This is a genomic window from Citrobacter sp. wls708 (assembly GCF_005281255.1).
In the GTDB taxonomy this organism is placed as follows: domain Bacteria; phylum Pseudomonadota; class Gammaproteobacteria; order Enterobacterales; family Enterobacteriaceae; genus Citrobacter; species Citrobacter werkmanii.
The window spans coordinates 34837-58442 of sequence record NZ_SZXE01000034.1; the positions used below are offsets into that span (position 1 = coordinate 34837).

Sequence of the window (23606 nt, forward strand, 5' to 3'; positions counted from 1 at the left end):
CCTTACGCCTTCTCGATGTTTACTAAAAACGCTTTGTATTCCGGCGTTTGCGAGTTTGCATCACCGACATTCGGCGTCAGGGTGTTGGCGATATAGCCTTTACGCGCGACTCCTTCAAAGCCCCAGTGGATCGGGATCCCAACCGTTTCAACCTGCTGACCGTTGACGTTCAGGGTACGCAGACGACGCGTAACCACCGCAACTGCGCGAATAAATCCACGCTTGCTGCTGACTTTCACGCGATCGCCGTTATTGATACCTTTCGCTGCCGCCAGCGTTTCGCTGATTTCTACAAACTGTTCTGGTTGAGCAATCGCATTCAGCAATGCGTGCTTGGTCCAGGTATGGAAGTGTTCGGTCAGACGATAAGTCGTCCCAACGTACGGGAAGTCCTGTTTGGTTCCCATGCGTAGCTTATCCGCCTCGTACAGACGGGCTGCCGGGTTGGAGATTACGTTCGGGTGCAGCGGGTTGGTACCCAGCGGCGTTTCCATTGGCTCGTAGTGTTCCGGGAACGGCCCTTCCGCCATCTTATCAATGGCGAACAGACGACCCAGACCTTCCGGCTGCATGATAAACGGATTGGTGCCGCTGCCAGGCGCCGCGGTGTTGAAGTCCGGGATGTCGTTCCCCGTCCACTTCGTACCGTTCCACTGGATCAGCATGCGTTTTGGATCCCACGGTTTACCCTGCGGATCCGCCGACGCGCGGTTATACAGAACGCGACGGTTCAGTGGCCATGCCCATGCCCAACCCAGCGTATTACCCAGCCCTGACGGGTCGGCGTTATCGCGGTTGGCCATCTGGTTGCCCTGCTCGGTCCAGCTCCCGGTATAAATCCAGCAGGAAGATGAGGTTGTGCCATCATCACGCAGCAGCGCAAAGCTATTGAGCAACTGGCCTTTCTTCGCAATCAGCACACCGTTGGCATCATAGAGATCTTCCAGCGCATAGCCGTTGTTCTCTTTCGCCACTTCCTCTGAATGCGGTTCGTCCGGCTGCTTATAGTTCCAACTCATTTTCAGCACGGGTTCAACTGCTTTACCGCCTTCAGTGCGGTACATGTCGCGCAGACGGTGGTAAATGCCGGCCAGAATTTCGCCATCGTTACGGGCTTCGCCCGGCGCGTCCTGACCTTTCCAGTGCCACTGCAGCCAGCGACCGGAGTTGGCGATTGAGCCATCCTCTTCCGCAAAGCAAGTTGACGGCAAACGGAAGACTTCGGTCTGGATAGATGCCGGATCAACGTCGTTCGATTCGCCGTGGTTTTGCCAGAACGTTGAGGTTTCTGTCACCAGCGGATCGATAACGACCAGATACTTCAGTTTGCTCAGGGACTGCACCACTTTGTTTTTGTCCGGGAAGGACGCAACCGGGTTAAAGCCCTGACAGATGTAGCCGGTGACTTTTCCGCTATCCATCATATTGAAGTATTTGATGACGTCGTAGGACTGATCCCACTTCGGCAGCCACTCAAAGCCCCAGTCATTCTCTTTCTGCGCCGCATTGCCGTAGAAAGATTTCATCAGGCTAACGAAAAACTTCGGATAGTTGCCCCAGTAGTTAACCTGATCGGCCAACGTCGCTTTTGGCGTGTTCGCGGCCAGATAGGTTTGCAGATCTGTCTGTTTTTCTGACGGCAGCGTCAGGTAGCCCGGCAGACTGGTAGAGAGCAGTCCTAAGTCGGTTAACCCCTGAATGTTGGAGTGACCGCGCAAGGCGTTGACACCACCACCGGCCATCCCCATATTGCCGAGCAGCAGCTGGATCATCGCCATGGTGCGGATGTTTTGCGCCCCGACGGTATGCTGCGTCCAGCCCAGCGCATACAGGAAGGTGGTTGTGCGATCGACCGCGCTGGTGGAAGCCAGCACTTCGCAGACTTTCAGGAAGTCCTCTTTTGGCGTACCGCAGATATTTTCCACCACATCTGGCGTGTAACGGGATACATGCTGTTTCAGCAGGTTCCACACGCAGCGCGGATGACTTAATGTTTCATCGCGTTTGGCGTAGCCGTTTTCATCGAACTGATAGTTCCAGGACGATTTATCATACTGACGTTTTTTCGCGTCATACCCGCTGAACAGACCCTCTTCGAAAGCAAAATCATCCCGCACCAGCAGGCTGGCGTTGGTGTAATGCTTAACGTATTCAGCGTTGATTTTGTTATTTTCAATCAGGTACAGCAAAACGCCGGACAGGAACGTAATGTCCGTGCCGGAACGAATCGGTGCGTAAATATCCGCCACCGAGGCTGTACGTGTAAAACGTGGGTCAACAACAATCAGCGTGGCGTCATTGTTGTTTTTAGCTTCCATCGCCCAGCGGAATCCCACCGGATGTGCTTCAGCGGCGTTACCGCCCATCACCATCACGACGTTAGCATTTTTAATATCAACCCAGTGGTTGGTCATCGCACCGCGACCAAATGTTGGAGCAAGACTTGCTACCGTTGGTCCGTGTCAGACGCGCGCCTGGTTGTCTACTGCCAGCATGCCGAGTGAGCGCACAAATTTTTGCGTCAGCATGCCGGTTTCATTACTTGCTGCAGATGCGCACAGCATCCCGGTGGAAAGCCAGCGGTTAACCGTTACGCCCTGCTCATTTTTCTCAATAAAGTTGGCGTCACGGTCAGTTTTCATCAGCTTCGCGATGCGGGAGAAAGCTTCATCCCAGCTGATACGCTGCCATTTGTCGGAACCAGGAGCTCGATATTCCGGGTAACGCAGACGGTTTTCACTGTGTACGTAATCCAGTAATCCTGCGCCCTTAGGACATAATGCCCCCCGGCTCACCGGATGATCCGGATCCCCTTCAATATGGTAAATCGACTCTTTGGCGTTTTTTGCTCCATCACCCAGGCTATACATTAATAGCCCGCAACCTACGGAACAGTATGTGCAGGTGTTTCGGATCTCTTTGGCGCGTAATAACTTATAGTTTCGCGCCTGAGCCAGTGCCATTTTGGGTGCAAAACCCAGAGCGGCTACTGTTGTTCCCGCCATACCGCCCGCGCAGATTTTAAAAAATTGTCTGCGGCTGACGTCCATTGCTTTCCTCTTTTTTGCAGGGATTCGTACAAGAAATCTCTCAAAGTGCGTAATCGAGGCAGCCTGAAAGATGACATGTACAACTTCGCGACGAAACTATCAGCTATATCCATATTTTTTTTGCGTCAAATCAAAAACGAAACGGTTCCGCTACTAAATAGTGCACTTTGTTTAACCCTTGTACCCATAAGGAGGTATGCAAAAGGTAATTAATTAGCGTGCTACGGTGTAAAAGTGCTATAAATTTCAGCTTATTTTTTGCCAGTGGTATGGACAGAGAAACAGAATGACAAAACAAAAAGCAACGTTAATTGGTCTGATTGCCATCGTACTCTGGAGCACGATGGTTGGACTTATTCGGGGAGTGAGTGAGGGACTGGGACCTGCTGGCGGCGCAGCGATGATTTTTTCTTTAAGCGGCCTGTTGCTCATATTTACTGTCGGATTTCCAAATATCAGAAAAATTCCTGTTCGCTATTTAATCGCCGGTAGCGTGCTTTTTGTTAGCTATGAAATTTGTTTAGCACTGGCCCTGGGTTATGCCGCTACCCGTCATCAGGCTATTGAAGTCGGGATGGTAAATTATCTCTGGCCAAGCCTGACGATATTGTTCGCCATATTATTTAATGGTCAAAAATCAACCTGGCTGGTCATTCCTGGATTAATTATCGCATTGACCGGTGTTTGTTGGGTATTAGGTGGTGAAAATGGCCTCAATCCTGGCGAAATTATCAGCAATGTTGCCAGTAGTCCGCTCAGTTATTTTCTCGCCTTTCTGGGGGCTTTTATCTGGGCCACATATTGCACAGTGACCAATAAATATGCAAAAGGCTTTAACGGCATCACGGTGTTCGTCTTACTGACAGCCGCAAGTCTGTGGGTTTACTATTTTGTCACCCCTCAGCCGGAAATGGTTTTCAGCACTCCGGTGACGATTAAAATGTTCACTGCAGCATTAACGTTAGGATTTGCCTATGCTGCGTGGAATATTGGTATTTTGCACGGTAATGTCACCATTATGGCGGTGGGTTCTTATTTTACTCCCGTACTGTCCTCCGCGCTTGCCGCCGTGCTACTCAGCGCCCCGCTATCACTTTCTTTCTGGCAAGGTGCGCTGATGGTTTGCGCTGGCTCGCTACTTTGCTGGTTGGCAACGCGCCGCGCCTGAAAAAAAACCGGGTTTTATCACAAATAAATAAAATCCGGCTATACTTTAGCCAGGCTGATGGATAATTATTGCGCATTGCACTTGTGTTTTTTGTTTATATTTGTTTAATTAAATGTTAAATATGTGATTATTAGTTAACGCGTGAAAGTATTTCATGTTTATCTATAACCCTCCGCATGTATATATTATACAAGCGAAACTAACGCCATTTAAATCATAGCTGCCATAATAGTTCCCTGCGTAAATATATCTCATCAGATTTGTCACATATTAAGATTAATACAATCAGCTGTATTATGTAGATCTGGATCACACAACTTCAAATATTTCGCAATATTATGAAACTTATTATTGAACTTATACCACTGCGTCATTTAAAAATGGTTTGCCATTGATGAACCCCTTCGTTTAGCAATGGTTTAGGAAACACACCAAGAAAAAATTATAAGGATTATTTAGAATGAAACTTAAATTAGTTGCAGTGGCAGTGACTAGCCTGTTGGCGGCAGGTGCAGTAAACGCGGCTGAGGTATATAACAAAGACGCAAACAAACTGGATATCTACGGTAAAGTTCACGCTCAGCATTATTTCTCTGATGACACCAGCAGCGATGGCGACAAAACCTACGCACGTCTGGGCTTCAAAGGCGAAACTCAGATCAATGACCAACTGGTTGGTTTTGGTCAGTGGGAATATGAATTCAAAGGCAACCGTTCTGAAGATCAGGGTTCCGAAGCAGACAAAACCCGTCTGGCATTCGCTGGCCTGAAATTCGCTGAATACGGTTCTTTCGACTACGGTCGTAACTACGGCGTAGCTTACGACATCGGCGCATGGACCGACGTTCTGCCAGAGTTCGGTGGCGATACCTGGACCCAGACTGACGTATTCATGACCCAGCGTGCTACCGGCGTTGCAACCTACCGTAACACCGATTTCTTCGGTCTGGTTGAAGGTCTGAACTTCGCTGCTCAGTATCAGGGCAAAAACGATCGTAACAATGAAGTAGAAGCAAACGGCGACGGTTTCGGTCTGTCTACTACTTATGAGTACGAAGGTTTTGGCGTTGGTGCGACCTACGCGAAATCTGACCGTACCGACCGTCAGGTTCGTAACGGTAACAACGGTCTGTACGCATCTGGTCAAAATGCAGAAGTATGGGCTGCTGGTCTGAAATATGATGCGAATAACATCTACCTGGCGACCACCTACTCCGAAACCCGCAACATGACTACGTTCGGTAAAATCGACGGTATTGCTAACAAAGCTCAGAACTTTGAAGCTGTTGCTCAGTACCAGTTCGACTTCGGCCTGCGTCCGTCCGTTGCTTACCTGAAATCCAAAGGTAAAGATCTGGGTTATTTCGGCGACCAGGATCTGGTTGAATACGTAGACCTGGGTGCTACCTACTACTTCAACAAAAACATGTCTACCTTCGTTGATTACAAAATCAACCTGCTGGATGACAACAACTTCACCCGCTATGCAGGTGTAAGCACTGACAACATCGTGGCTGTTGGTCTGAACTACCAGTTCTAATTTTGTTGTAGTCTGAATACAAAGCCAGTCCTTTCGGGGCTGGCTTTTTCTCTTGATGTAGTCTCGGTCATAAGGAGTATGCCGTGCAGACGTTCACTGGTCGTTGTCTTTGCGGACAGAGTCATTTTACCGTTGACGTCGAAATGCTGGATGTCTATGCCTGCCACTGTACGTTGTGTCAGAAATGGTCGGGTGGCATCGCTATGTATCTGGAGGCCAGCGCTCATCCGCAGATGTCGCCGAATTCAGCCCAACCCTCACACTTTCCTTCTTCAAATCGTGGTGAACGTTTCTTCTGTTCCGGCTGTGGGTGCCCGCTGTGGTTTACCCTGACGGGTAGCGAACGCTATTTTGTGCCGTGGACGCTACTGGAACTTAACGAGGTAGATCGCCGCCGCCTGGTGTTAGCGGCAGAGATCTATACGGAAACTCAACCTGCATTCTGGAGACTGACGGGGCAATACGCTCGCTTGAGTGGAAAAGAAGTCGAAGAGATGGATTACCCCTGTCATTTAGCCCACTAGTTATTGATGCTGTAGCTTTGCCAGACTGAACCACATCCCTATCGCTAATACGATAAGCATACTGCCAGCGCTGCTTAAGGCCACGCTATGTGACCAGGTAAAGGCTTCTCTGGCAGCCGCCAGCAATGCCTCACTCAGCGACGACGGGAGCGAATGCGCAAGTTGCACCGCTTCGCCCATTGATGATGAGGCGCGCTCTATCTCCTGCGGATTAAGTCCGGCAGGTGGCAGAATCGAGGCAGAAAAGCTACGGCTCAACAGTAAGCCAAAGATAGCGATGCCAAGCCCGGCGCCAAGTTCATAAGCCATCGTCTCAATGGCGCCAGCCGCTGCCGCTTTTTCTGCCGGGGCTGCTGCCATGATTGCCGCAGTTGAGGCCAAAAGCGCACTTGCCGCGCTGAATCCGAGCAAGGCCATCAATATCCACGCTTGTATTTGCTGCGTACTGAAATCCGTCATCGCCAGACCGTAAAAACTGACGGCGCTGAGCGCCATGCCCGCCGTTGCCACACAACGTAATCCCAGACGTGACACCAACATGCCGGCAATGGGGCCGCTGAAACCACTTGCCAGCATCACCGGCAGCATAAACAGACCGGCCTGATACGGCGTCAAACCGTGCACAAACTGGAGCTCCTGAGCCATCAGCAATTCGAAACCAACCAGCGTAATCATCGCGGTCATCGCCATTACTACGCCACTTAAGATAATGCGATGCGTGAACAGCCGCATATCAATCATTGGCCGCGAAGCTGCAAGCTGGATACGGACAAACTGCCCCAACAGCACAGCTCCGGCTAACAATGTCAGCACGATGGCAGTGGTCGCGATATGACCTTTCAGGGCGGTTTTGGCGCTATAGACCAGCAGCAGAATAGCGACAATCAGCATTATCGCATGACCGAAATTTAACGATTGATCGCGACGTCCAGCCTGGCGTGGCACGAAACGAGCCGTCAATGCCATTACCACCACAACAATAGGCACATTGATTAAGAACACGGATCCCCAATAGAAGTGCTCCAGCAGTATGCCGCCTACTAATGGCCCAAACGCCGCGCCGCCGGAACCGACAGCGGCCCAGACGCCGAGCGCCATATTGCGATGACGCTGTTCGGCAAAGGTGGCGCGAATACCCGCGAGCGTAGCCGGAACAATCATCGCCGCCCCGATCGCTAATACCGCCCGCGTGGCAATCAGCCAACTGGCGCTGTGGGCAAACGCAGCGGCCAGCGATGCCAGGCCAAATAACCCCCCGCCCAACAGCAGCAGACGTTTAAAACCGATGCGATCGCCCAATGCCCCCATTGGCAACACCATGCCAGCCATGACCAGCGAATAAATATCAATAATCCACAGCAGCTCGTTACCACTGGCACCCAGCGTCATACTCAGCGTGGGCGCGGCAACGTGCAGCACCGTTGCATCAATCGCAACAGGGATGTAGACCAGTACAATAATGACTAACGTTAACCACTGACGAAACATAAAACTCCCTAACAAAACCGAAACTGGACACATGTCCAGCTTTAGCGATCCTACGGAAAATTGAACGTATGTCCAACTTTTTGTTAGACTGCGTGCTATTGAGATACAGGAGGAATGATGAGCTATCTGAACCGGGATGAACGTCGGGAAGTGATTCTGCAAGCGGCGATGCGCGTTGCGCTGGAAGAAGGGTTTACTGCCATGACCGTACGACGTATAGCGGCGGAAGCTCATGTGGCGACGGGTCAGGTGCATCATCACTTTTCCTCTGCCGGTGAACTCAAGTCTCAGGCTTTTGTGCGCCTGATCCGTACCCTGCTTGATGCTGAACTGGTCAGCGAAAACGCCAGTTTTCGGGAACGGCTGCATGCCATGCTGGGCAGCGAAGATGGCGGGTTCGAACCCCATATCAGGCTGTGGCGTGAAGCACAGGTGCTGGCAGATAAAGATCCTGAGATCAAAAGCGCCTATCTGCTGACCATGCGGATGTGGCATGAGGAAACGGCTAACATCATCACTCAGGGACAGAAAGCCGGTGAGTTTTTATCCACCCCAGATGCCGCCGATGTCGCATGGCGTTTAATCGCAGTGGTCTGCGGCCTGGATGGTATGTATGTGTTGGGCATAGAGGAAATGGCCGATCCCGCTTTCGAGCACCACCTGGATCGTATGATTACGCTTGAGTTATTTAGTTGATGTTATAGATGAACAAACAATACATCATTTAAGTTTACAATTAGTAACACTTAACCAACCTGTAATTCTCCCCTTATCCCGCGTTATTGCGCTTTTTTATCTATTCTTTCAGTCAATATTCCCAAAACCTTTCAATAGTTTCTAAAAGAAGCCGCGCGGCCTGTATGCGTTTATTTCTGTTTCATGAACGGCATGTGCATGGAGAATAATATGTCATCATCAAATGAGAAAAATAATCGTTATCTTTTGACTGACTGGAAACCAGAAAACCCTGCCTTTTGGGAAAACAAAGGCAAGCACATTGCCCGTAGAAATCTTTTGATATCAGTAAGTTGCCTTTTGCTTGCCTTCTGCGTCTGGATGCTGTTTAGCGCCGTAGCCGTCAATCTGAATAAAATTGGTTTTAATTTCACCACCGATCAACTGTTTTTATTAACGGCATTACCCTCCCTTTCTGGTGCAATATTGCGCGTTCCCTACTCCTTTATGGTACCTATATTTGGCGGTCGCCGTTGGACCATTTTTAGCACGATTATTCTGGTTATTCCCTGCGTCTGGCTGGGATTTGCCGTGCAAAATACCGCTACTCCGTTTGGAGTATTTATTATTATTGCGCTGATGTGCGGTTTTGCTGGCGCTAACTTTGCCTCCAGCATGGGCAATATTAGTTTTTTCTTCCCCAAAGCAAAGCAAGGCAGCGCGCTGGGCGTTAACGGCGGTCTTGGCAACCTCGGCGTCAGCGTGATGCAGTTGATCGCGCCGCTGGTGATTTTTCTGCCCATATTTACCTTTTTGGGCGTCCAGGGCGTACCGCAAGCTGATGGCTCGTTATTGTCGCTGGCCAATGCCGCATGGATTTGGGTTCCACTTCTGCTAATAGCCACCCTGGCGGCAGGTATGGGAATGAATGATATTGCCAGTTCGAAGGCTTCTATTGCTTCCCAGTTACCGGTCCTCAAGCGTTTTCACTTGTGGCTGTTAAGCCTGCTGTATCTTGCGACATTCGGGTCATTTATCGGCTTTTCGGCGGGCTTTGCCATGCTGGCGAAAACGCAATTTCCTGACGTGAATATTCTGCAACTGGCGTTCTTCGGCCCCTTCATCGGCGCGCTTGCGCGATCGGCGGGCGGCGTTATCTCTGACAAGTTCGGCGGTGTACGCGTCACGTTAATTAACTTCATCTTTATGGCACTGTTCAGCGCCCTGCTGTTTCTTACTCTGCCGGGGTCCGGTGAAGGAAACTTTGTCGCCTTCTATCTGGTGTTTATGGGGCTGTTCCTGACCGCGGGTCTGGGAAGCGGGTCGACCTTCCAGATGATTGCGGTGATCTTTCGCAAAATCACGATTTACCGGGTGAAACTGCGCGGTGGTACAGAGGAACAGGCGCAGCGTGAAGCGGTAACCGACACCGCCGCCGCGCTTGGATTCATCTCTGCCATTGGCGCTGTGGGCGGCTTCTTCATTCCTAAAGCGTTTGGTTCATCCCTAGCGCTAACCGGCTCTCCGGTGGGGGCTATGAAAATATTTTTGGTGTTTTACATCGTCTGTGTGCTGGTGACCTGGCTGGTCTATGGCCGTAAATCACAAAAAAAATAACGAAATGGATACCGCTGGATCGGACATTCAGGCAGGCCTGGTGTGCGATTCATCGTCGGCAATATTATCGAAGCAGGAGTTATGTCATGAGTAAACTGTTAGATCGCTTTCGCTACTTTAAACAAAAGGGCGATACGTTTGCCGAGGGGCATGGGCAAGTGATGCACACCAATCGGGACTGGGAAGACAGTTATCGTCAGCGCTGGCAGTTCGATAAAATTGTGCGCTCTACCCACGGCGTGAACTGTACCGGCTCATGTAGCTGGAAAATCTACGTCAAAAACGGACTGGTGACCTGGGAAACGCAGCAAACTGACTACCCGCGCACCCGCCCTGACCTGCCAAATCATGAACCCCGCGGCTGTCCGCGCGGCGCCAGCTACTCCTGGTATCTTTACAGCGCCAACCGCCTGAAATATCCGTTAGTGCGTAAACGTTTGATCGAACTGTGGCGCGACGCCCTGACCCGCCAGTCCGACCCGGTGCTGGCCTGGGAATCGATTATGAACGACCCGCAAAAATGCCAGTGCTACAAGCAGGTACGCGGTCGCGGTGGTTTTATCCGTTCTAGCTGGAAAGAACTTAATCAGTTGATTGCCGCCGCCAACGTCTGGACGGTAAAGACCTACGGCCCGGATCGCGTGGCCGGATTTTCACCTATTCCGGCAATGTCGATGGTCTCCTATGCCGCAGGCACGCGTTATCTTTCCCTTCTTGGCGGCACCTGCCTGAGCTTTTATGACTGGTATTGCGACTTACCGCCTGCGTCGCCAATGACCTGGGGCGAGCAGACCGACGTTCCTGAATCCGCCGACTGGTATAACTCCAGTTATATTATTGCCTGGGGTTCTAACGTCCCACAGACCCGTACGCCTGACGCGCATTTTTTTACCGAAGTGCGCTACAAAGGCACTAAAACCATTGCCATTACGCCCGACTACTCGGAAGTCGCCAAACTGTGCGACCAGTGGCTGGCACCAAAACAAGGCACCGACAGCGCGCTGGCGATGGCAATGGGCCATGTGATTTTAAAAGAATTTCACCTCGACAGGCCCAGCGACTACTTCCTCAATTACTGCCGCCGCTATACCGATATGCCAATGCTGGTCCTGCTGGATGCGCGTGAAGACGGCAGCTACGTGCCTGGACGTATGATGCGCGCTTCAGACCTTGTTGACGGTCTGGGCGAAAGCAACAATCCGGAGTGGAAAACCGTGGCCTTTAACAGCGACGGTGAGCTGGTCGTGCCGAACGGCTCCATCGGCTTTCGCTGGGGTGAGACGGGAAAATGGAACCTCGAGTCGTTGGCCGCAGGGGTAGAAACAGAACTTTCCCTCTCGTTGCTTGGTCAGCATGATGACGTGGCTGGGGTAGCATTCCCCTACTTTGGCGGCAACGAAAACCCGCATTTTCGCAGCGTAAAACAACAGCCGGTGCTGGTGCGTCAGCTTCCGGTAAAACGCCTCACCCTCGCCGATGGCCGCAGTTGCCCGGTAGTGAGCGTTTATGATCTGGTACTGGCGAATTACGGTCTCGATCGTGGTCTGGATGACGTTCATAGCGCGCAAGATTACAGCGAAGTGAAAGCCTACACCCCGGCCTGGGGAGAACAAATCACCGGTGTGCCACGCCGTCATATCGAACAAATCGCCAGGGAGTTTGCCGATACGGCACACAAAACTCATGGCCGGTCGATGATCATCCTCGGGGCTGGCGTTAATCACTGGTATCACATGGACATGAACTACCGTGGCATGATTAACATGCTGGTGTTCTGTGGCTGCGTGGGGCAAAGCGGCGGTGGCTGGGCGCACTATGTGGGTCAGGAGAAACTGCGTCCGCAAACCGGCTGGTTACCGCTGGCGTTTGCGCTGGACTGGAACCGCCCGCCGCGTCAGATGAACAGCACTTCTTTTTTCTACAACCACTCCAGCCAGTGGCGTTATGAAAAACTCACCGCGCAGGAGCTCCTCTCTCCGCTGGCCGACGCGTCGAAATTTAGCGGGCATTTAATCGACTTTAACGTACGCGCCGAAAGAATGGGCTGGCTGCCGTCCGCCCCGCAGCTTAACCTCAACCCATTGACCGTGAAAGCGAAGGCTGAACAGGCTGGCTTGTCTCCTGTGGAATACACCGCACAAGCGCTGAAATCGGGTGATATCCGTTTTGCCTGCGAGCAGCCGGACAGCGGCCACAACCATCCGCGCAACCTCTTTGTCTGGCGCTCTAACCTGCTCGGCTCCTCCGGTAAAGGGCATGAATACATGCTCAAGTATTTACTGGGTACCGAAAGCGGGATCCAGGGAGAAGCGCTCGGTTCAAGCGAGGGCATTAAACCTGAAGAGGTGGAATGGCAGGCTGCGGCGATTGAAGGCAAGCTTGATCTGCTGGTCACGCTCGATTTCCGTATGTCCAGTACCTGTCTGTTCTCCGATATCGTTCTGCCGACCGCCACCTGGTATGAAAAAGATGATATGAACACCTCGGATATGCATCCGTTTATTCACCCGCTGTCGGCGGCGGTCGATCCGGCGTGGGAATCGAAGAGCGACTGGGAAATCTATAAAGGCATCGCCAAAGTGTTCTCGGAGGTCTGTGTCGGGCACCTTGGGCAAGAAACCGATGTCGTCCTGCAACCGCTGCAACACGACTCACCAGCAGAACTGGCGCAGCCGTTTGACATCCTCGACTGGCGCAAAGGCGAATGCGATCTTGTTCCAGGAAAAACTGCGCCTAATATCGCCGTCGTGGAGCGTGACTACCCTGCCACTTACGAACGTTTTACCTCGCTCGGCCCGCTAATGGACAAACTCGGAAATGGTGGCAAAGGTATCTCCTGGAATACCCAGACCGAGGTCGATTTCCTCGGCAAGCTGAACTACACCAAACGCGAAGGTCCGGCGAAAGGTCGACCGCTGATCGACACCGCACTGGATGCGTCGGAGGTGATCCTCGCCCTGGCGCCGGAAACCAACGGTCAGGTGGCGGTCAAAGCCTGGGAAGCGCTGGGCGCCATGACCGGACGCGACCATACGCATCTGGCGTTGAACAAAGAAGATGAGAAGATCCGTTTTCGCGATATTCAGGCGCAGCCGCGCAAAATTATCTCCAGCCCGACCTGGTCCGGTCTTGAAAGCGAACATGTCTCCTATAACGCAGGCTATACCAACGTCCACGAGCTGATCCCATGGCGCACCCTGTCCGGTCGCCAGCAGTTGTATCAGGATCACGCGTGGATGCGTGCATTTGGTGAAAGCCTGGTGGCCTACCGTCCGCCTATCGACACCCGCAGCGTTAGCGAAATGCGCGACGTTCCGCCTAACGGTTTTCCGGAAAAAGCGCTCAACTTCCTGACGCCGCATCAGAAATGGGGGATCCACTCCACCTACAGCGAAAACCTGCTGATGCTGACGCTGTCGCGCGGCGGCCCCATCGTCTGGATCAGCGAGACCGATGCCAAAGAGTTGGGTATTGAAGATAACGACTGGATCGAAGCCTTTAACGCCAATGGCGCGCTTACCGCCCGTGCGGTAGTGAGTCAGCGCGTGCCACCGGGAATGACCATGATGTATCACGCTCAGGAACGAATCATGAACATTCCCGGCTCAGAAGTCACCGGGATGCGTGGCGGGATCCATAACTCGGTCACCCGCGTCTGCCCGAAACCGACGCATATGATCGGTGGCTATGCGCAGTTGGCGTACAGCTTTAACTATTACGGTACGGTCGGCTCTAACCGCGATGAGTTCATCATGATTAGAAAAATGAAAAATATTAACTGGCTGGATGATGAAGGTCGCGATCAGGTACAGGAGGCGAAAAAATGAAAATACGCTCACAGGTAGGCATGGTTCTTAATCTTGACAAGTGTATCGGCTGCCACACCTGCTCCGTCACCTGTAAAAACGTCTGGACCGGGCGCGAAGGGATGGAATATGCATGGTTTAACAACGTCGAGACCAAACCAGGCATTGGTTATCCGAAAAACTGGGAAGATCAGGAAGAGTGGCAAGGCGGCTGGGTTCGCGATGTCAACGGCAAGATAAGACCGCGTCTGGGCGGCAAGATGGGGGTGATTACCAAAATATTCGCCAACCCGGTGATCCCGCAAATCGATGATTACTATGAACCGTTTACCTACGATTATCAGCATCTGCATAGCGCACCGGAAGGCAAAAACCAGCCCACTGCGCGTCCACGTTCGTTGATCGACGGTAAACGGATGGACAAGATTATCTGGGGCCCCAACTGGGAAGAGCTGCTCGGCGGCGAGTTCTCAAAACGCGCCCGTGACCGAAACTTCGAGAAAATGCAGAAGGAGATGTACGGTCAGTTCGAAAACACCTTCATGATGTATTTACCGCGACTCTGTGAACACTGTCTGAACCCAAGCTGTGTCGCCACCTGCCCGAGTGGTGCCATCTATAAGCGTGAGGAAGACGGCATTGTGCTGATCGACCAGGACAAATGCCGCGGTTGGCGTTTGTGTATCAGCGGTTGTCCATACAAGAAAATCTATTTTAACTGGAAGAGCGGTAAGTCAGAGAAGTGCATTTTCTGTTACCCGCGTATTGAGTCCGGCCAGCCGACGGTATGTTCGGAAACCTGCGTTGGGCGTATCCGTTATCTCGGTGTATTGCTGTACGACGCCGACCGCATCGAGGAAGCGGCCAGTACTGAGCATGAGACCGACCTGTATGAGCGTCAGTGCGATGTGTTCCTCAATCCGCACGATCCGGCGGTCATCGAAGAGGCGTTAAAACAAGGCATTCCACAGAATGTTATCGACGCCGCCCAACGTTCGCCGGTCTACAAAATGGCAATGGACTGGAAGCTGGCGCTGCCGTTACATCCTGAGTATCGCACTCTGCCGATGGTCTGGTATGTGCCGCCGTTGTCACCGATTCAGTCGGTCGCTGATGCCGGTGGCCTGCCGCGCAATGGCAATATTTTACCGGCGGTGGAATCACTGCGTATCCCGGTACAGTACCTCGCCAATATGCTAAGCGCTGGCGATACCGCCCCGGTACTACGCGCGCTCAAGCGCATGATGGCGATGCGCCACTATATGCGCTCACAAACCGTCGAAGGCGTGACGGATACCCGCGCCATTGAGGAAGTCGGTCTGACCGTTGAGCAGGTGGAGGAGATGTATCGCTATCTGGCTATCGCCAACTATGAAGACCGCTTCGTGATCCCGACCAGCCACCGTGAAATGGCGCGCGACGCTTTCCCGGAGAAAAACGGTTGTGGTTTCACCTTTGGCGACGGCTGTCACGGTTCGGATACCAAGTTCAACCTGTTTAACAGCAGCCGTATTGATGCCATCGACATTACCGAAGTGCGCGATAAAGCGGAGGGTGAATAATGCAAATCCTCAAGGTTATCGGACTGCTGATGGAATATCCGGACGAACTGCTGTGGGAGTGTAAAGACGACGCGCTGGCGCTGATGTCCAGCGATGCCCCAATGCTTATCGAATTTAGCCAGGCCCTGCTCAATGCGCCATTACTGGATAAGCAAGCCGAATGGTGCGAGGTGTTTGATCGGGGGCGCGCCACCTCACTGCTGTTGTTCGAACATGTCCATGCCGAGTCGCGTGATCGCGGCCAGGCGATGGTTGATCTGCTGGCGCAGTACGAAAAGGTCGGGCTCCAGCTTAACTGCCGCGAGTTGCCGGATCATCTACCGTTGTATCTGGAGTATTTAAGCGTGCTGCCGGAGGCCCAGGCCAAAGAAGGTTTACAGAATGTCGCCCCCATTCTGGCACTGCTTGGCGGTCGCTTAAAACAGCGCGATACGCCGTGGTATCAGTTGTTTGATGCCCTGCTGCTGCTTGCCGGTAGCCCCCTTTCAAGTGACAGTGTCACCAGGCAGGTTGGCGCAGAAACACGTGACGATACCCGTCAGGCCCTGGATGCGGTCTGGGAAGAGGAACAGGTGAAGTTTATCGAAGATAACGCCACCGCTTGTGACAGCTCACCGTTACAAAACTATCAACGACGCTTTAGCCAGGACGTGGCGCCGCAGTATGTCGACGTCAGCGCGGGAGGTCCGAAATGATACAGTATCTGAACGTCTTCTTTTACGATATCTACCCGTATTTGTGCGGCACGGTGTTTATCCTCGGCAGTTGGTTGCGTTACGACTACGGGCAATACACCTGGCGCGCCTCTTCCAGTCAAATGCTGGACAAACGCGGTATGGTGTTATGGTCAAACTTGTTCCATATCGGCATTCTGGGGATTTTTTTCGGTCACCTGTTTGGCATGCTGACCCCGCACTGGATGTATGCCTGGTTCCTGCCGATTGCGGTGAAACAGCAAATGGCAATGATTCTCGGCGGTGTTTGCGGCGTGTTAACGCTGGTTGGGGGCGCGGGTTTGCTGGTGCGGCGCCTGACTAATCCACGCATTCGCGCAACATCATCCACTGCCGATATTCTGATCCTGTGCATTCTGCTGGTTCAATGCATTCTCGGCTTAACCACTATTCCGTTCTCCGCACAGCACCCTGACGGCAGTGAAATGCTGAAACTGGTCGGTTGGGCGCAGTCGGTGGTGACTTTCCAGGGGGGCGCATCCGCGCATCTGGATGGCGTGGCGCCGATATTCCGTGCCCATCTGGTGCTAGGCATGACGATATTCCTACTGTTCCCGTTCACTCGTCTGGTACACGTGTGGAGTGCGCCGTTTGAGTACTTCACCCGCCGCTATCAAATTGTGCGCTCGCGCCGCTAATTGCCTCTGATGCCTGGTGGCCTAAGCGCCACCAGGTCTGCATCGCTATCCCGCTTTTTGTACGCTATGATGCTTCTCCATTCCAGGGAGAACGCTAATGAAACCACAGGTTTACCACGTCGATGCCTTTACCTCGGTCCCCTTTCGCGGCAATTCAGCGGGCGTGGTGCTGCATGCTGACGGACTGAGCGAAGCGCAGATGCAGCTGATTGCCCGCGAGCTGCGTCATTCGGAAACTGCATTCCTGCTGACCAGCAACGACAGCGATGTACACATCCGCTATTTCACGCCGACGGTCGAAGTTCCCATCTGTGGACATGCTACCGTCGCCGCGCACTACGTGCGGGCCAAGGTACTGGGTCTGAGCAACACGACTGTCTGGCAAACCTCGCTGGCCGGGCGTCATCGGGTGGATGTTGAAACTGTAGGGAATGACTATCGCATTAGCCTTGAGCAAGGAACACCTGGATTTGAACCTCCGCTGCAAGGCGCGGTTCGCGCTGCAATTATCCACGCCCTGCATCTGAGCGAAGACGATATGCTGCCAGGGCTGCCGATCCAGGTTGCCACCACCGGCCATTCGAAAGTGATGATTCCGCTAAAGCCTGAGGTAGACCTGGACGCCCTTACCCCAGATTTGCAGGCTCTGGCGACCATCAGCCAACAAATTGGCTGTAACGGTTTCTTCCCTTTTCAAATCCGTAAGGGCGAAAACGCCACCGATGGACGCATGTTTTCACCCGCAATTGGTATTGTGGAAGATCCAGTCACCGGCAATGCCAACGGGCCGATGGGCGCGTGGCTGGTTCACCACCGACTGATGGCGCATGATGGCAAAACGTTACGTGTTCAGGGGCATCAGGGCCGCGCGCTGGGTCGTGACGGTATAGTTGATGTGACGGTCGCTATTCGTGATAACCAGCCGGAAAAAGTCACCATTACCGGTTCGGCGGTGATCCTGTTTCATGCCGAATGGGCGATAGATTTTTAATCTATTTCTATGGGCCGGATATGGCGATTACGCCGCATCCGGCACTATTCCCGATGGTGTTATTTCCCCGCTTCCGGGTGCGTATCAAACGCCGCCATTACCGTCGCCAATTCTTCTTCAGTAAATCCATGCTTCACATCATCCACGCCCAATCCAAACCGTGCCTGCAATAAGGCGTACAGGCTGGCGACGTCAGGCAGATTAATCTGCTCTACCGCATGGCCATCCTGATAATGGGTAAAATGAAAATTGGTTAACGTAAATTTACCGCCGTCTGGCAGATGACGGCACATCAGCAGATGGTGACGAAAATGCGACTGCGGCCAATGCGCCGACCAGAAGTTGCCCATCAGATAATCGCTCTGATGCTGCATAACCAGGTCAAAACGGTACATTGATTGCCAGTGTTCGTGATGAAGGAACTGCAAAATCCAGTCTTCACCTTCCTGAATCAGACGATACTCTCCGTGTGGTGTGTGCTGTGCAACATCTGCCTGCAGACGAATCGGCGCTGTCAGCGTTTGCCCACCGAACCCGACGTCAGCGATCCACTGCTCTCCCTGTAGCTCAACCAGCAGCAGACGATGCGTGCGTGGCGGTAGGCTTGACGGATTCGCCAGTACCACACGTCCAAGTAAACTGCGAACGGTAAAACCGATTTCGCGGAGCGCCCGCTCAAATAACCCATTTTGCTCAAAACAATAACCGCCGCGACGCGCCGTCACCAGTTTCTCTTCCAACGATGCGTCGTCGAGTTGCATTTCGCGTGGCAGCAGCACATCGAGATTTTCAAAAGGAATGGCGCTGTTGTGCAGTAAATGCAGCGCTCGCAGGGTTTCAATGTTGACGTTGGCCGAACCTGACCAGCCAATACGGGCAAAATAAGCGTTTAAAAAAGGCGTCATACCAGCTTCCTGTTTGTGTAATGTTGTACTTATAACGCATTTTTAATTTTACGCTGTCGATTTTGTGCGTTGTTCTTCCTCACGAGGCGACAAAATCGCTAATACCGTTAATATCTAAGTTAATTGTGGTGTGTTATCTCTCAGCCAAGGAGCATCCATGAGCCATTTTCGTCCTCTCGAATTGAAACATGCCAGTCGACTGCTAAATCACGGCCCTACCATTTTAATCACCAGTCGGGACGATCATACAGAGCGGCGGAATGTGATGGCCGCTGCGTGGTCAATGCCCGTTGAGTTTGAACCACCGCGTATCGCAATTGTGGTTGATAAAACCGCCTGGTCGCGGGAACTGATTGAACGCAGCGGCATGTTTGGCATCGTTATTCCGGGGGTTGCCGCCGCCAACTGGACCTGGGCCGTTGGCAGCGTTTCCGGTCGCGTGGAAGATAAATTCAACTGCTACGGCATTCCTGTGGTGCAAGGACCGGTGTTGGGTTTACCGCTGATAGAAGCAAAATGCCTGGCCTGGATGGAATGCCGTCTACTGCCTGCAACGGCGGCACAGGAAAAGTATGACACCCTGTTTGGGGAAGTGGTCTCGGCGGCCGCTGATGAGAGAGCCTTCGTGGAAGGACGATGGCAGTTTGATGATGACAAGCTCACTACCCTGCATCACCTTGGGGCCGGAACGTTTGTCTCCAGCGGGAGACGCATTACCGCAGGTGAATAATTGTCTGCTAACGAATGGCGGCTCATGCTTTTCATCCCTCACCGTCTTCTTAAAACTTCTGAAAAACCAGTCGGATGAATCGCTGTCCTTCCTTGCTGAATCATTTGCGTGAATTATAGTTAAACTTGCTCTAACTCAAATATCTATTCCAAATCCAATCAGTCAAAGCAGCATCCCCCAACTGTACTTATAAAGTGTCAGAGAGGTTTTACGATGCAACTGAATAGAATCGCACAAAGTTTTATCCTTGCCGGGTTACTCACCTCTGCCTCTGCTCCCCTGATTGCCGCTGAAGCGCCAAAGGACGCAACCGCTTCCACGCAACAAGCGAACAATGCGCTTTTCAATCAACTGCCCTTCTCCGATAACACCGACTTTACCGATGCTCATAAAGGCTTCATCGCCCCAATTCCTCAGGATGTGATCAAAGGTGAGCAAGGAAATGTCATCTGGAATCCGCAACAATATGCGTTCATTAAAGAAGGCGATAAAGCCCCGGATACGGTAAATCCGAGCCTGTGGCGTCAGTCCCAGTTGATCAACATCAGCGGACTGTTTGAAGTGACGGAAGGCGTTTACCAGATCCGTAACCTCGATCTGTCCAACATGACGATCATTGAAGGTAAAGAAGGCGTCACCGTTGTTGACCCGCTGGTATCAGCAGAAACGGCCAAAGTCGGGATGGATCTTTACTTTAAAAACCGCGGTCAAAAACCCGTTGTCGCGGTGATTTATACGCACAGCCACGTTGACCATTACGGCGGCGTGCGCGGCGTTGTTGATGAAGCCGACGTTAAAGCGGGCAAAGTGAAGATTTATGCACCTGCCGGCTTTATGGAAGCGGCGGTTGCTGAGAATATCATGGCCGGCAACGTTATGAGCCGTCGCGCGAGCTATATGTACGGCAATCTACTAAAACCTGATGCCAAAGGTCAGGTTGGTGCCGGACTGGGAACCACGACCTCCGCGGGAACCGTCACCCTGATTGCGCCAACCCATATAATTGAAAAAGATGGGCAAAAAGAGGTCATTGATGGCCTGACCTATGACTTCATGTTGGCCCCAGGCTCCGAAGCGCCGTCAGAAATGTTGTGGTATATCGAAGAGAAGAAACTGATTGAGTCTGCTGAAGACGTCACCCACACCCTGCACAACACCTACTCCCTGCGCGGGGCCAAAATTCGTGAGCCGTTGCCATGGTCCAAATACATCAACGAAGCGATTGTACGCTGGGGAGATAAAGCAGAAATCCTGATGGCGCAGCACCACTGGCCAACCTGGGGTAATGACAAAGTCGTGAACCTGCTGAAAAGCCAGCGAGATCTGTATCGTTACATCAACGACCAGACGCTGCGTATGGCTAACGAAGGTCTGACCCGCGATGAAATCGCCGCGAACTTTAAACTGCCGGACTCACTGGCGCATACCTGGGCTAATCGCGGTTACTATGGTTCCGTCAGTCATGATGTGAAAGCGACCTATGTGCTCTATCTCGGCTGGTTTGATGGCAACCCGGCAACGCTGGATGAACTGCCGCCGGAAGAAGCGGCGAAGAAATTCGTCGACTATATGGGCGGAGCGGACGCCATTCTGCAGAAAGCGAAAGCCGACTATGACCAGGGTAACTATCGCTGGGTGGCCCAGGTGGTGAGCAAAGTGGTGTTTGCCGATCCCAATAACCAGGCCGCGCGCAACCTGGAAGCTGATGCGCTGGAACAGCTAGGATACCAGGCTGAATCCGGTCCGTGGCGCAACTTTTACCTGACCGGCGCGCAAGAGCTGCGTAATGGTGTGGTTAAAGGCCCAACCCCGAACACTGCCAGCCCGGATACCGTACGCGCCATGACGCCGGAAATGTTCTTCGACTATCTGGCGGTACATATTAACGGGCAGAAAGCGGGTGATGCCAAATCGGTGTTTAACATCGACCTTGGCAGCGACGGTGGTAAATATAAGCTTGAACTGGAAAATGGCGTGCTAAACCATACCGCCAATGCCGAAGCAAAAGAGGCTGACGCCACGATCACATTGAATCGCGACACGCTCAATAAAATCATCCTCAAGGAAGTGACGCTGAAACAGGCGCAAGACAGCGGCGATGTGAAGATAACCGGCGACGGCGCTAAACTTGACGCTATGCTCGGCTATATGGATAAGTTCGAATTCTGGTTTAACATCGTTACACCGTAAACCTGTTGAAAACGGGCGGAAAATTCGCCCGTTTTATCTCACATGCTGTAGCCAGGTTTTTTAATTAACGTTGCCATCTGCGGCTTAATCTCCGCATCCCACACGCCCTGCCACGCCTCTGGCTCAACTTGATTCAGCGCCACGCTTACCGAGCTGTCTTTGCTTTGCAAATGACGAATAATGACGTCGGTAATATCCGCCGCCAGCGCGGATTTTTGCTCGTCGCTCAGATCGCGGGGAAAACATTTAATATCAACGTGCGGCATAGCAGGTTCCTTATTGTTTTGGTCAGAAAGTGTGTTTTCTCAAATAATCTTATTGTTTTTCAGCACGGAACGTAGCCGTGGGTGCTGGCAAACCGCATCAGCGATAGCGCTAATATTCGGCGTGTTGTCCTGGAACCAGTCATGTCCCGGCCCCCAGCTACGCATCACACAAATATAGACGTCCAGCAAGGTTAGCTGCTCTCCGAAAGCGTACGGCTCGGCGCTTAGCTGATCATTCAACCACATATAGAGAGATTTTCGGTACTCAATACAATTTTTTTTCAACTGCGCCGGAGCATCCGGCACCCAGCGTTCAGGATAATCGGCATAGGTAAATGTGGGATAGACATTTGCCACCAGCCATATCAACAGACGCTGGAACTGCTGACGCTCGCTGCGCCCAACGGAGGGCGAAAGCTCGGGACAACGATCGAGGATCATCAGGGCGATCGCCGCTGTTTCCGTCATGACTTCGCCATTTTCCAGTACCAGTGTGGGCACCTGGCATAGCGGATTCATTGTCTTAAGCAACTCCCGCGAAGGACCATCGCTGTCAAAACCGTCGACATTAATAAAACTGTAAGGGATCTCCGCCAGTGTGAGCATCACTTCACTGATGGCCGATCCCCAGCCCGGCACCCCATAGACCTTAATCATGCTGTAACCCTCAACGTTAAAACACTAAGTGTAGAGCAGCATTCAATAACCTATGCAGGCATGATTATTACTCTCATAATAACAATGATCGGATATCGGGAGAAATAAGCGATGCGTTCCAGTATGTTTGAATATATGACCATTTTTATACAGGTTGTTGAGCAAGGTGGATTTGCCAGAGCTGCAGACGTATTGCACCTGCATCGCCCCGCAGTGACCAAAGCCATCCAGCATCTTGAAGACGAACTGGGGGCAAAGTTGCTTAACCGCACAACCCGTAAAGTGACGCTGACCGATGAAGGTGACGCTTTTTACCAACGCACAAAAATACTGCTTGGCGACGTTGATGACATCATGGCCTCTTTCTCGCCAACCCGCCCGCCACGCGGAAAACTCAGGGTTAATGCCCCTCTGTCGCTGGCGCATTCCGTGTTAGTTCCTGCGCTGAAAGATTTCCAGTCGCGATATCCTGACATCGAGATGGTACTCACCTCCACCGACCGTAAAATCGATATGCTTGCCGAAGGTATCGACTGCATGATCCGTATCGGCGAATTACAAGACTCTTCCCTGATATCCAGGCGACTTGGTGAAGTAAAGATGGTGACCTGCGCGTCACCGGATTATTTGCAACAACATGGCGTACCACAGACGCCAGAGGATTTATCCCGACACCAGGCGCTTAACTTTTTTAGCGAGCGTCACCGGGAAGCGCTGGAGTGGTCCTTCATTAGCGGGGGTAAAACTTTATCATTCACGCCCACCGGGCGGATAAGCGTTGATAACTCCGATATATTGCTGACCGGCAGTTTATCTGGACTCGGCATCATACGTGGTGTTCATGCCGTGCTGGCCCCTTACCTCCAGTCGGGTCAGCTCGTTGAGGTGCTGGCCGATTACGCCGGAGAATCAAAACCGGTTTCTGTGCTTTACCCCGACAGGCGTCACCTCACCCCTCGCGTGCGGGTATTCATTGACTGGCTGTGCGAACTTTTTAGCCAACAAAAACCGCGGCTTCAGGGATTGTTACGAAATGAGTAATAGTGAAGTTCCGCAACTGCGGTT

At 52.3% G+C, this 23606-nt stretch carries 18 protein-coding genes; 13 read left to right on the top strand and 5 right to left on the bottom strand.

Annotated elements, in window-relative coordinates:
• Window positions 1-2: 2 nt before the first annotated feature.
• Entirely contained in the window at window positions 3-3050 is a 3048-nt protein-coding gene (gene fdnG, locus FDW97_RS18790) for a formate dehydrogenase-N subunit alpha (RefSeq protein ID WP_137351461.1), read from the bottom strand.
• Window positions 3051-3336: 286 nt separating this feature from the next.
• Here fdnG and yddG point away from each other — a divergent pair, with 286 nt between their 5' ends.
• The 3 genes from yddG to FDW97_RS18805 all read left to right on the top strand — a co-directional run bounded on the left by yddG (window position 3337) and on the right by FDW97_RS18805 (window position 6282).
• Complete coding sequence (gene yddG, locus FDW97_RS18795; protein WP_121529058.1) at window positions 3337-4218, top strand: aromatic amino acid efflux DMT transporter YddG; 882 nt, start codon at window positions 3337-3339, stop codon at window positions 4216-4218.
• A 460-nt stretch (window positions 4219-4678) separates the two neighbouring features.
• Entirely contained in the window at window positions 4679-5758 is a 1080-nt protein-coding gene (gene ompD, locus FDW97_RS18800; protein WP_038640648.1) for a porin OmpD, read from the top strand.
• 143 nt (window positions 5759-5901) lie between these two features.
• The gene (locus FDW97_RS18805; protein WP_137351490.1) at window positions 5902-6282 is read left to right on the top strand and encodes a GFA family protein; all 381 of its coding nucleotides are present in this window, start codon (window positions 5902-5904) and stop codon (window positions 6280-6282) included.
• Here the strand turns inward: FDW97_RS18805 and FDW97_RS18810 are convergent, their stop codons facing one another.
• Entirely contained in the window at window positions 6283-7770 is a 1488-nt protein-coding gene (locus FDW97_RS18810) for an MFS transporter (protein WP_137351462.1), read from the bottom strand.
• 117 nt (window positions 7771-7887) lie between these two features.
• On the opposite strand from FDW97_RS18810, the gene FDW97_RS18815 reads away from it, so the two are divergent.
• The 7 genes from FDW97_RS18815 to FDW97_RS18845 all read left to right on the top strand — a co-directional run bounded on the left by FDW97_RS18815 (window position 7888) and on the right by FDW97_RS18845 (window position 17793).
• On the top strand, window positions 7888-8466 hold the full coding sequence (locus FDW97_RS18815; protein ID WP_085048192.1) for a TetR family transcriptional regulator: 579 nt from the start codon (window positions 7888-7890) through the stop codon (window positions 8464-8466).
• Window positions 8467-8676: 210 nt separating this feature from the next.
• A complete protein-coding gene (locus tag FDW97_RS18820) occupies window positions 8677-10062 on the top strand; it encodes a NarK family nitrate/nitrite MFS transporter (RefSeq protein ID WP_137351463.1) in 1386 nt (461 codons plus the stop codon).
• An 86-nt stretch (window positions 10063-10148) separates the two neighbouring features.
• Complete coding sequence (locus tag FDW97_RS18825) at window positions 10149-13889, top strand: nitrate reductase subunit alpha (protein ID WP_137351464.1); 3741 nt, start codon at window positions 10149-10151, stop codon at window positions 13887-13889.
• On the top strand, window positions 13886-15430 hold the full coding sequence (gene narH, locus FDW97_RS18830; protein ID WP_085048189.1) for a nitrate reductase subunit beta: 1545 nt from the start codon (window positions 13886-13888) through the stop codon (window positions 15428-15430). Before FDW97_RS18825 ends, narH begins: the two co-directional genes overlap by 4 nt.
• A complete protein-coding gene (narW, locus tag FDW97_RS18835; protein ID WP_137351465.1) occupies window positions 15430-16125 on the top strand; it encodes a nitrate reductase molybdenum cofactor assembly chaperone in 696 nt (231 codons plus the stop codon). The genes narH and narW overlap by 1 nt, the downstream gene beginning before the upstream one ends.
• Window positions 16122-16802, top strand: a complete 681-nt coding sequence (gene narI / locus FDW97_RS18840; protein WP_038640663.1) for a respiratory nitrate reductase subunit gamma — start codon at window positions 16122-16124, stop codon at window positions 16800-16802. The genes narW and narI overlap by 4 nt, the downstream gene beginning before the upstream one ends.
• A 97-nt stretch (window positions 16803-16899) precedes the next feature.
• Entirely contained in the window at window positions 16900-17793 is an 894-nt protein-coding gene (locus tag FDW97_RS18845) for a PhzF family isomerase (RefSeq protein WP_137351466.1), read from the top strand.
• Between the two features lie 59 nt (window positions 17794-17852).
• Here FDW97_RS18845 and nhoA read toward each other — a convergent pair whose 3' ends face one another.
• Window positions 17853-18698, bottom strand: a complete 846-nt coding sequence (nhoA, locus tag FDW97_RS18850; RefSeq protein WP_038640665.1) for an N-hydroxyarylamine O-acetyltransferase — start codon at window positions 18696-18698, stop codon at window positions 17853-17855.
• A 157-nt stretch (window positions 18699-18855) separates the two neighbouring features.
• Between nhoA and FDW97_RS18855 the strand changes: the two genes are divergently transcribed.
• Together FDW97_RS18855 and FDW97_RS18860 are read left to right on the top strand one after the other, a co-directional pair.
• Window positions 18856-19428 carry a flavin reductase family protein gene (locus FDW97_RS18855; protein ID WP_038640667.1) on the top strand — a complete coding sequence of 191 codons (573 nt, stop codon included), beginning with the start codon at window positions 18856-18858 and terminating at the stop codon, window positions 19426-19428.
• Between the two features lie 213 nt (window positions 19429-19641).
• A complete protein-coding gene (locus tag FDW97_RS18860) occupies window positions 19642-21618 on the top strand; it encodes an alkyl/aryl-sulfatase (RefSeq protein WP_110498049.1) in 1977 nt (658 codons plus the stop codon).
• 38 nt (window positions 21619-21656) lie between these two features.
• Here FDW97_RS18860 and pptA read toward each other — a convergent pair whose 3' ends face one another.
• Window positions 21657-21884, bottom strand: a complete 228-nt coding sequence (gene pptA, locus FDW97_RS18865) for a tautomerase PptA (protein ID WP_069324916.1) — start codon at window positions 21882-21884, stop codon at window positions 21657-21659.
• A gap of 39 nt (window positions 21885-21923) precedes the next feature.
• Window positions 21924-22541, bottom strand: a complete 618-nt coding sequence (locus FDW97_RS18870) for a glutathione S-transferase family protein (RefSeq protein ID WP_110498047.1) — start codon at window positions 22539-22541, stop codon at window positions 21924-21926.
• A gap of 111 nt (window positions 22542-22652) precedes the next feature.
• On the opposite strand from FDW97_RS18870, the gene FDW97_RS18875 reads away from it, so the two are divergent.
• On the top strand, window positions 22653-23582 hold the full coding sequence (locus tag FDW97_RS18875; protein WP_137351467.1) for a LysR family transcriptional regulator: 930 nt from the start codon (window positions 22653-22655) through the stop codon (window positions 23580-23582).
• Window positions 23583-23606 lie beyond the last annotated feature (24 nt).

Bases quoted from the DNA above. Each gene is read 5' to 3' on its own strand.
- yddG (WP_121529058.1), top strand. From the start codon at position 3,337: ATGACAAAACAAAAAGCAACGTTAATTGGTCTGATTGCCATCGTACTC.
- ompD (WP_038640648.1), top strand. From the start codon at position 4,679: ATGAAACTTAAATTAGTTGCAGTGGCAGTGACTAGCCTGTTGGCGGCA.
- FDW97_RS18805 (WP_137351490.1), top strand. From the start codon at position 5,902: ATGCTGGATGTCTATGCCTGCCACTGTACGTTGTGTCAGAAATGGTCG.
- FDW97_RS18810 (WP_137351462.1), bottom strand. From the start codon at position 7,770: ATGTTTCGTCAGTGGTTAACGTTAGTCATTATTGTACTGGTCTACATC.
- FDW97_RS18815 (WP_085048192.1), top strand. From the start codon at position 7,888: ATGAGCTATCTGAACCGGGATGAACGTCGGGAAGTGATTCTGCAAGCG.
- FDW97_RS18820 (WP_137351463.1), top strand. From the start codon at position 8,677: ATGTCATCATCAAATGAGAAAAATAATCGTTATCTTTTGACTGACTGG.
- FDW97_RS18825 (WP_137351464.1), top strand. From the start codon at position 10,149: ATGAGTAAACTGTTAGATCGCTTTCGCTACTTTAAACAAAAGGGCGAT.
- narH (WP_085048189.1), top strand. From the start codon at position 13,886: ATGAAAATACGCTCACAGGTAGGCATGGTTCTTAATCTTGACAAGTGT.
- narW (WP_137351465.1), top strand. From the start codon at position 15,430: ATGCAAATCCTCAAGGTTATCGGACTGCTGATGGAATATCCGGACGAA.
- narI (WP_038640663.1), top strand. From the start codon at position 16,122: ATGATACAGTATCTGAACGTCTTCTTTTACGATATCTACCCGTATTTG.
- FDW97_RS18845 (WP_137351466.1), top strand. From the start codon at position 16,900: ATGAAACCACAGGTTTACCACGTCGATGCCTTTACCTCGGTCCCCTTT.
- nhoA (WP_038640665.1), bottom strand. From the start codon at position 18,698: ATGACGCCTTTTTTAAACGCTTATTTTGCCCGTATTGGCTGGTCAGGT.
- FDW97_RS18855 (WP_038640667.1), top strand. From the start codon at position 18,856: ATGAGCCATTTTCGTCCTCTCGAATTGAAACATGCCAGTCGACTGCTA.
- FDW97_RS18860 (WP_110498049.1), top strand. From the start codon at position 19,642: ATGCAACTGAATAGAATCGCACAAAGTTTTATCCTTGCCGGGTTACTC.
- pptA (WP_069324916.1), bottom strand. From the start codon at position 21,884: ATGCCGCACGTTGATATTAAATGTTTTCCCCGCGATCTGAGCGACGAG.
- FDW97_RS18870 (WP_110498047.1), bottom strand. From the start codon at position 22,541: ATGATTAAGGTCTATGGGGTGCCGGGCTGGGGATCGGCCATCAGTGAA.
- FDW97_RS18875 (WP_137351467.1), top strand. From the start codon at position 22,653: ATGCGTTCCAGTATGTTTGAATATATGACCATTTTTATACAGGTTGTT.